Source organism: Trinickia sp., assembly GCF_057351765.1.
The window spans coordinates 1-5690 of sequence record NZ_JBMRBK010000094.1; the positions used below are offsets into that span (position 1 = coordinate 1).

Sequence of the window (5690 nt, forward strand, 5' to 3'; positions counted from 1 at the left end):
GCGGTTTCGGCATCGACGCATCCGGTCAATATCTGTTCGCGGTTGGACAACTCTCGAATCATTTGACCGAGTATCGTATCGATCGCAAAACCGGCGCACTGACGGCCAACGGCGGTGCAGAGACCGGGAAGAACCCGAACTGGGTCGAAGTGGTCACGTTCGAGTAACGCAGACGGCGTCGGCAAAGCCGGCACGGGCCGCCCATGGCGCGCCGGTGCCGGTCCATGCCGCTTTCCTCGCCCACCGAATGTCCGTCATCTGACGACCGGCGGGCGTGACTAGCTATAATGAATAGGCATTCGCACTCATAAAATGCTGTCCCCACGAGGTACATCGATGTCCGCGCCGCCCACCACTGCCGTCCCACAAAGACGGGCTCGAAACTTGGCGGAATTCGTCGTCAGCCGCTTGACTGAGCAAATCGAGGCAAGCGTCCTCAAGCCCGGTGACAAGCTTCCGACGGAATCCCAGCTCATGGAAACGATGAGCGTCAGCCGCACCGTCATCCGTGAGGCCATTTCCCGTTTGCAGGCCGCAAAAGTGATCGAGACGCGCCATGGCATCGGCAGCTTCGTGCTCGAGCCGAGCAAACAATCGATTGGCCTCGAAGTGGTCCCGGGTACGACGTTACGCGACGTACTGGCAATTCTCGAGTTGCGCATCAGCCTCGAGACGGAATGCGCGGGGCTCGCCGCGCAACGGGCGAAGTCGGCCGACATCGCGCGCATTCGCACCGCACTCGATACGATCGCGGCCAAGCGCGCGAATGCCTCGGACAGTGTGGAAGCGGATCTCGACTTTCATGTCGCGGTGGCGCAGGCCACCGGCAATCGCTACTTCGTCGATATTCTCGTGCAGCTCGGCACGGCATTGATTCCGCGCGAGCGCGTCGACTCCGCCAGCATCGCGCGCGAAGACCCGAGCGCCTATCTCTCGCTCGTGAACCGCGAGCACGAAAGCATCTTCGACGCGATTGCGCGGCGCGACGCCGAAAGCGCGCGCGCGGCCATGCGCATGCATCTTTCGAACAGCCGCGAGCGGCTGCGCCGCGCGAATCAGCACGCGGCGACGCAATTCGACTGAACGCGCGGTATCAGGCGGCAGCGAGCCTGAAGGCGGCGACGGCGGAAGCCGTGGCTTGCGCCTGCTGCTCGAGCGCGCCGGCCGCGGCCGCCGATTCCTCGACGAGCGCAGCGTTTTGCTGGGTGACTTGATCCATCTGGCTGACGGCGTCGCCGATCTGGGCGATGCCGATGCTTTGCTCGGCCGTGGCCGCGGTGATTTCGGCCATGATGCCCGCGACCTCGCTCACGGCCGTCACGATCTCGTTCATCGTCTGCCCGGCCTCGACCACGAGCGTGTTGCCGTTTTTGACGTCCGCGACCGATGTGCCGATGAGCGTCTTGATCTCATGGGCCGCGGCGGCGCTGCGCTGCGCGAGTGCGCGCACTTCGGATGCGACCACGGCAAAGCCGCGCCCGGCCTCCCCGGCCCGGGCCGATTCGACGGCCGCATTGAGCGCGAGGATGTTCGTCTGGAACGCGATGCTGTCGATCATGCCGGTGATATCGGCAATCTTTTGCGAGCTTTCGGACACCGCGTTCATCGTCTGCACCGCGCGCGCGACGACATCGCCTCCGCGCGTCGCGACCTGCGCGGCACTCGACGCGAGACTGCTCGCCTGCTGCGCGCTATCGGCATTGCGCTTGACGGTCGAAGTGAGCTGCTCCATGTTCGCCGCGGTCTCCTGCAGCGACGCGGACTGTTGTTCGGTCCGGCTCGACAGATCGAGATTGCCGGCGGCGATCTCCCGCGCGGCAGTGTGAATGGCATCGCAATTCGTGCGTACGTCCGAAACGGTCCGCCATAACCCGAGCCGCATGCGCCGCATGGCGCCGAACAACTGGCCGACTTCGCTCCTGCCGGCCTCGGGCACCTCGACGGTCAGATCGTTCGCGGCAATCCGGTCGAGCATATCGACCGCCTGCCGCAGCGGCCCGAGCACGATGCGGCGAAGCGCGAAATGCGTGGCGATGATGAGGGCGAGCGCGAACGATACGCCGACGATCACCATGCCGAGCACCCACTTGAACTCCGCCTCGCCGCGCTCGGCCGAGGCATCGGCCAGCATGCGCGCAAGCTGCTGAAACTTCTCCACAGCCGCCGAATAGGCGATGCCGGCGTTCCGGATGTCCCCGTCGTTGATCGTCACGTAGGCCGCAGTGTCGTCATTTTGCAACGCCACGAATGCCGCTTTCAGGTGGGTTGCGAGCTGGTCGGACGCATTGAGCAACTGTTGTTTTAACGCGTCATCCTGCCCGTCGAACCGGTCCGCACGGCGAAACGCCTCCGTTTCCTCGGCGGCGCGGTCGATCGTGGTCTGGGCGCTCTTGAGCGCCGAGTCGCGCGTGGCCTTGTCGTTGTTCTCTTTGAGCGCGGCGTAGGCGCGCGTGAGCGCCGAGCGGGTACGCGTGGTGTCTTTGTAGCCGTCGTTGGCGAGAATGACCTGACGCGCGACCTGGCGCTGGAAGCGGGCGTTGCCGTTGGAGCGATCGAGTGCCACCACGCCTACTGCTCCACCCACGATGATCATGACCGCGAAGACGATCAATACCGCGAGCAGGCTGTGTCGCACTGTCCAGTTGCGCATCTTGTGTCCCCCGTATTACGTCGATCCCCTATTTATCGGTCCTGTCAGGGTTTTCTTGAATGACTTAAATCAAGCCCGGGCGTTGGATAGTCGATGGAAATACGCGGCGGCGCACATCATACGTTGTCTTACAAGCAGGAGCTAGCGGGTTAATACGTAGTAGTTTCCCTAGTATGCCCGCCCCGGGGTCGCCCCGACAATTTTACTGGCAGTTACAGTCATACGATGACATATAAGTACCGGTGCCAGCGGCGCCGGTATCGATAAGAAGTCCCTCTCAGCACCCGGAGATCTGATGAAGAAGAAAGTACTCGCCACGATGGTGGCCGCAGCCGCGACGAGCCTCGTTGCTGGCGCTGCGCAAGCGCAAAGCAGCGTTACGCTCTACGGTATCGTGGATAACGGCTTCGCCTATGTGAACAACGTCGCTCCTTCGACGGGCGCGACGTCGGGCGGTAAGTCGCTGGTCAAGATGAACAACGGCGTGTGGGCGGGCAACCGCTTCGGCCTGAAGGGCAGCGAAGACCTCGGCGGCGGTACGAAGGCCATCTTCACGTTGGAGCAAGGCTTCAACATCATGAACGGCACGCAAAGCACGGCCGGTCTCGAATTCCACCGTCAAGCCTGGGTTGGCCTGACGAACGACGCCTTCGGTACGGTCACGATGGGCCGTCAGTACACGCCGTACTACACGCTGCTCTCGCCGTGGAGCCCGACGACGTGGCTGACCGGCGCATTCGGCGCGCATCCGGGCGATATCGACTCGCTCGATACGAACTACCGGACCAACAACCAGGTCATCTACACGTCGCCGAACCTCTACGGCTTCACGTTCAGCGGCGGCTACGCGTTCGGCGGCACGCCGGGCAGCGTCGCAGCGAACTCGGTGTGGAGCGTGGCTGCGCAATACAAGAACGGCCCGTTCGGTATCGGCGTCGGATATCAGAACATCAAGAACGCCAACGGTGCTACGTGGACGTCGGCGGCGAGCAACAACGGTGCTGAAGAAGCCGTGTCGGCCATCAACAATGGCTACAAGACGGCTGTCGCTCAGCGCCGCCTCGGCGTGACGGCCGGCTATCAGTTCACGCCGGCGTGGGACGTGTCCGCGTCGTACACGAACGTGGTCTACGTGCCGGGCGCCGGTTCGACGTTCACGAACGAAGCCGTGTTCAACACGTTTGGCGCTGTGCTGCACTGGAAGGCGACGGCTGCTCTGGACCTCGCTGCAGGCTACAGCTACACGGCCGCATCGGAAGCCAACGGCATCACGAGCGCTGCCAAGTACCACCAGTTCAACCTGTCGCAGTACTACGCACTGTCGAAGCGCACGGGCTTCTACGTGATCGAAGCGTACCAGCACGCCACGGGCAAGACGCGTAACGGCGCAGCGATCATCAACGCAACGGCACAAATCGGCGACGGCATCAGCGCGTCGGCGAGCCAAAACCAAGTTGCGATCGGCGCAGGCATCATCCACCGCTTCTAAGCAACAACGACTGCGCGGCATCGGTTATCGATGCCGCGCTGCTCAAACTTCGGTGCGAGCACTTGAACGCCAGAGTCTCACGACTCTGGCGTTTTTCTTTGTAAACAGCGCCGCCTCGCGTACTGCGCGCGATCAGAAGAACCCAAGCGGCTTGGCGTCGTAACTCACGAGCAGACACTTCGTTTGCTGGTAGTTCGACAGCGCGATCTTGTGGGTCTCGCGTCCGATGCCCGACTGCTTATAGCCGCCGAACGCCGCATGTGCCGGGTACAGGTGATAGCAATTGGTCCATACGCGACCCGCTTCGATCTCGCGGCCCATCCGGTACGCGCGCGTGCCGTCGCGCGTCCAGACCCCCGCACCGAGTCCGAAATACGTATCGTTGGCGAGTTCGATCGCTTCAGCTTCGTCCTTGAACGTCATCACCGACGCGACCGGCCCGAAGATCTCCTCCTGGAATACGCGCATCTTGTTGTTACCGAGCAGCATCGTCGGCATCACGTAGTAGCCGCTCGACAGGCCTTCGGCAGGACTCCTTCGCTCGCCGCCCGTCAGACATTGCGCGCCCTCCCCGCGGCCGATGTCGATATACGACAGGATCTTGTCGAGCTGCTGCTGCGGAGCCCGCGCGCCGATCATCGTCGACGGATCCAACGGATGGCCGGCCTTGATCGCCTGCACCCGGGTGATCGCCTTTTCGATGAAGCGCTCGTAGATCGATTCCTGGATCATCACGCGTGACGGGCAGGTACAGACTTCGCCCTGGTTCAGCGCGAACATCGCGAGGCCTTCGAGCGCCTTGTCGAGGAACGCATCGTCGCGATCGAGCACGTCGGCGAAGAAAATGTTCGGGCTCTTGCCGCCGAGCTCGACCGTGGTCGGAATCAACGTCTCGGCTGCCGCACGCATGATGTGCTTGCCCGTCGGCGTGGAGCCCGTGAAGGCCAGCTTCGAAATGCGGTTGCTCGTGGCCAGCGCTTCGCCCGCCTCACGGCCGAAGCCGTTCACGATGTTGACGACGCCGGCCGGGAACAGATCGCCGATGATCTGCATCAGCACGAGGATCGAAGCCGGCGTCTGCTCCGCCGGTTTCAGCACGACGCAGTTGCCGGCCGCGAGCGCGGGGGCAAGCTTCCATGCCGCCATCAACAACGGGAAGTTCCAGGGGATGATCTGGCCAACGACGCCCATCGGCTCATGGAAGTGGTACGCGACGGTGTTGTCGTCGATCTCCGAAATGCCACCCTCCTGCGCGCGAATGCAGCCGGCGAAGTAGCGCAGATGATCGACCGCGAGCGGCAGATCGGCGGCCATCGTCTCGCGCAGCGGCTTGCCGTTGTCGATCGTTTCGGCCACGGCCAACAGCTTCAGATTCCTCTCCATCCGATCGGCTGCCGCGAGCAGCAGGTTGGCACGATCGGTCGTCGAAGTCTTGCCCCAGGCGCGACGCGCCTTGTGAGCCGCATCGAGCGCGAGCTCGACGTCCGCTGCGCCGGAACGGGGAATGCGACAGAACGGCTTGCCGTTGATCGGCGAAACGTTTTCGAAGTA

5 protein-coding genes are annotated in these 5690 nt (G+C 63.1%); 3 read left to right on the plus strand and 2 right to left on the minus strand.

Annotation, left to right across the window (positions count from 1 at the left end):
* Positions 1 to 11 precede the first annotated feature (11 nt).
* Together ACO1XS_RS25425 and ACO1XS_RS25430 are read left to right on the plus strand one after the other, a co-directional pair.
* Entirely contained in the window at positions 12 to 167 is a 156-nt protein-coding gene (locus ACO1XS_RS25425; protein WP_486391991.1) for a beta-propeller fold lactonase family protein, read from the plus strand.
* Between the two features lie 169 nt (positions 168 to 336).
* Positions 337 to 1083 carry a FadR/GntR family transcriptional regulator gene (locus tag ACO1XS_RS25430; RefSeq protein ID WP_331568110.1) on the plus strand — a complete coding sequence of 249 codons (747 nt, stop codon included), beginning with the start codon at positions 337 to 339 and terminating at the stop codon, positions 1081 to 1083.
* Positions 1084 to 1093: 10 nt separating this feature from the next.
* Here the strand turns inward: ACO1XS_RS25430 and ACO1XS_RS25435 are convergent, their stop codons facing one another.
* Positions 1094 to 2650: a methyl-accepting chemotaxis protein gene (locus tag ACO1XS_RS25435; RefSeq protein ID WP_486391989.1), complete on the minus strand. Its 1557-nt coding sequence runs from the start codon at positions 2648 to 2650 to the stop codon at positions 1094 to 1096.
* Positions 2651 to 2945: 295 nt separating this feature from the next.
* Here ACO1XS_RS25435 and ACO1XS_RS25440 point away from each other — a divergent pair, with 295 nt between their 5' ends.
* Positions 2946 to 4139, plus strand: coding sequence for a porin (locus ACO1XS_RS25440; protein WP_331568112.1), 1194 nt, complete (start codon positions 2946 to 2948; stop codon positions 4137 to 4139).
* 132 nt (positions 4140 to 4271) lie between these two features.
* On the opposite strand, the gene ACO1XS_RS25445 is transcribed toward ACO1XS_RS25440, so the two are convergent.
* Positions 4272 to 5690, minus strand: a 1419-nt coding sequence (locus ACO1XS_RS25445; RefSeq protein ID WP_486391990.1) for an aldehyde dehydrogenase family protein, incomplete at its 5' end; no start/stop codon positions are given.

What these genes read in the sequence shown, in the direction of transcription:
- ACO1XS_RS25430 (WP_331568110.1), top strand. Translation starts at nt 337, where the DNA reads ATGTCCGCGCCGCCCACCACTGCCGTCCCACAAAGACGGGCTCGAAAC.
- ACO1XS_RS25435 (WP_486391989.1), bottom strand. Translation starts at nt 2,650, where the DNA reads ATGCGCAACTGGACAGTGCGACACAGCCTGCTCGCGGTATTGATCGTC.
- ACO1XS_RS25440 (WP_331568112.1), top strand. Translation starts at nt 2,946, where the DNA reads ATGAAGAAGAAAGTACTCGCCACGATGGTGGCCGCAGCCGCGACGAGC.